Source organism: Streptomyces sp. NPDC001156, assembly GCF_053598275.1.
The window spans coordinates 1-3,123 of sequence record NZ_JBSFJX010000422.1 but is presented as its reverse complement, the minus strand read 5'-3'; the positions used below and the strand labels follow the sequence as shown (position 1 = coordinate 3,123).

At 68.3% G+C, this 3,123-nt stretch carries 1 protein-coding gene and 2 pseudogenes; all 3 read left to right on the top strand.

Annotation, left to right across the window (positions count from 1 at the left end):
• Positions 1 to 287: pseudogene (locus ACWDA7_RS51595) on the top strand (zinc-binding dehydrogenase); the annotation flags it as partial.
• A gap of 164 nt (positions 288 to 451) precedes the next feature.
• Positions 452 to 676: pseudogene (locus ACWDA7_RS51590) on the top strand (transposase); the annotation flags it as partial.
• Positions 677 to 1,216: 540 nt separating this feature from the next.
• Positions 1,217 to 3,123: SpoIIE family protein phosphatase (locus tag ACWDA7_RS51585; protein ID WP_450615000.1), on the top strand; the 1,907-nt coding region annotated here is incomplete at its 3' end.

Sequence of the window (3,123 nt, the reverse complement as noted above, 5' to 3'; positions counted from 1 at the left end):
CCGCCTCCGTGCTCGGCCTGGGCGGCTCCCTCATCCTGGTGGGCATCACACCCCGGCCACTGACCATCACCGAGGGCCTGACCTTCAACTACCTGTGCAAGCAGGTCCGCGGCCACTACGGCGGCTTCCCCGAGTCCGTCTCCGAGCTGGTGCAGCTGACCGCAGCCGGCCGCCTCGACCTGGCCCCCTCCATCACCGACCACATCCCGCTCGCCGACGCGGCGGACGCCGTCCACCGGCTGGAGAACAAGATCGGCGACCCGATCCGCCTCATCCTCGTCCCCTGATGACCCTCGTCGACTGATTCCTGAACAGAAAGTCCATCAAGACCACCTCGGGCAGGGGTGAGTGGGCGCCGGTGCGTGAGGGAGCACCGGCGCCCACAGTCTTTGAAACTTCCCCTTGGTCGTGGACACCTGGAGACTGAGACGTGTGAGCCCAGGAGCTCAAGCGGAACGCGGTCGCGCTCGTGGCGTCCTCGGGCCGGACGGTGACCGAGGTCGCCCAGGAACTCGGCGTCAGCTCGGAGAGTCTGCGGGGCTGGGTGAAGAAGGCGAACGGCGTCGGACAGACCGCCGCGGGGGCGCGATGCCATCCGGTAACGGGCTGGACGCGGCCGAGCGGGAGGAACTCAAGCGACTGCGCAAGCGCGCCGCCGACCAGGCCCAGACGATGACCTACTCTCGGCCCGGTGCAGCCGGCGGATCTCAGCCCAGTCCTCCACGTCAATCACCCTCTCTTCCTGACCTCGATGAAGATCACGATGATCAGAAGATCGCGAGGTGGGTCACCGTTCATCCGCCGATCAGCGGTCAGTTTTCACCCGTCGCCGAGAGCTGGGCTCTGTTAGGGAGCACCAACCCGTGGACTATCCGTGGACGGAGCACGGCTGGTTCCGTGGGATGAGGTCTGACCAGCATGTTGTTTGAGAGACGAAAGGGCCTCCGGAGCCGTGTGCGCAGGTTCGAATCCTGCCCGGGGAAGATCAGCAGAAATCAAGCGCTGACCAGGGCGGATGCCGACACGAGAGGGCGGAAGTCAGTCTCACTGACTCCCGCCCTCTCTCGTTGTCTCTCGGTGTTCGCGACACATCCCCGACACACTCGGATGACGACCCAAGCCGAGCAGGCCGCCACATCTGGACCCCCGACGTCCGACACGTCGCGAGGCGAGGGGGGCGGGGCAAGAGCAGGCTGGAGGGTGGAGGTGGGTTGCCGTGGCGCACAACGAAGCCAGCTCGCCCGTCGAGGATGCCGCAGTACTGCAAGTTCTGTTCGACCAGTCACCTACAGATCTGCTGATCTTGGACCCGGAGCTGCGAGTCCTGCGGGTCAACCTCACCAGGCCGCTTCTGCACGAAGCGCCACCTGAACAGATCATGGGCCGACACATCACCGACGAATACGACTTTTCCGCACCCGGTGAGGTGGAGGCGATGGCGGAAGGCGTGCTGGAGAGCGGCGTGCCCGCGCGGGGGCGACTGGTGGGGGTGCGTCCGAAGGGCGTGCCGGGGCCGGAGTACCTGTTCTGCGTCTCGGTCTCTCGCCTGGAGGACTCGCAGGGGAGGGTCTTGGGGGTGCTGGTGGAGATGCTGGATGTCACCGAACGCGAAAAGGTACGCGCGGGCCTGCGTGTCCTCGGCTCGGTGCGCGAGCAGGTGGGACGGACCCTCGACGTGGTGGCCACCTGCGAGGAACTGGTGCGGGCGGTGGTGCCGGGCCTCGCCGATATCGCCGTGGTGGAAGTGGTGGACGCAGTGGTGCGTGGCGTGGACCCCCCGCTGAGCCCTCTGGGACGGGAGGTGCCGCTGCGCCGTGTCGCCGTCGGGCACAGCGGCGGCGAGGAGCAGATTCAGGCACATCCGGTGGGTGACGTGCGTGCACTGCCGTTTCCGACGCCTTACGCCCAGACGCTGGCCGACCTCAAGCCCCGCCTCGTCGCCCTGGGTCCCGACACGCCCTGGCTGGCAGCCGTCCCGCAGCGCGGTCAGGCGATCCGCGCATCCGGTGCCCGCAGCCTGATCACCGTGCCCCTGACGCTGCGTGGAACCGTGCTGGGGCTGTTGAGCCTGTACCGCACCGACCCCGCGGACGTCTACGACGAGGACGATGTCACCCTCGCCCTCGCAGTCGCCGCTCACACCGCGCTGTGCCTCGACAACGCCCGCCGCTACACCCGCGAGCACACCATCGCCTTGACCATCCAGCGCCATCTGTTGCCTCCCTGCCCGGCGTCGCAGACCACTGTTGAAACCGCGCACCTGCACGTGCCCTCCGAGGTGGGCGGAGGCGGCGGGTACGACACCTTCGACCTGTCCGGCGCCCGCACCGCACTGGTGGTCGGCGAAGTCGCCGGCCACGGCATCCACGCGGCCACCACCCTGGGACAGATGCGGACCGCCACCCACTCCCTGTCCGCACTCGACCTGGAGCCCGACGAGCTCCTGGCACGCCTCAACGACACCGCCGTAAGCCTGGCCCAGGAACGCGCGGCTCTGCCGCCCGGCGACCCCCTGCACGGGCAGCCGCTCACGGGAAGCTGCGTGTACGCGGTCTACGACCCGCTCGCCCAGACCTGCACCATCGCCCTGGCCGGCCACCCTCCACCCGTCATCGCCCATCCCGACGGGAGGACCGAGATCCTCGACCTGCCGAGCGGACCTCCCATGGGCACCGCCGAGGGACCCCCCTTCGCCGCCACGACGATCTCTGTCGCCGACGGCAGCGTCCTCGCCTTCTACACCGCATCCCTCCTGCACGTCTCCCCGTCCCCGGACACCCTCCAACGGGTGCTGGCCCACCCTGACCGGCCACTGCAGGATCTATGCGACGACGTGCTCTACCGGCTGCGGAACGACGACACCCGCCACGGCGACGTCGTCCTCCTCCTCGCCCGCACCCACCCATTCCCCGCCGACCAGATCGCCACGTGGCATCTCGACCACCACCCCAAAGCCGTCGCCACGGCGCGCACCCACGCCCAACACCAGCTCACCCTTTGGGGAGTGGATGAGGAAACCGCCTACACCACCGAAATGATCGTCAGCGAACTGGTCACCAACGCCGTCCGCTACGGCACCCCGCCCCTACGGCTGCAGCTCATCAAGGACCGCACCCTCACCTG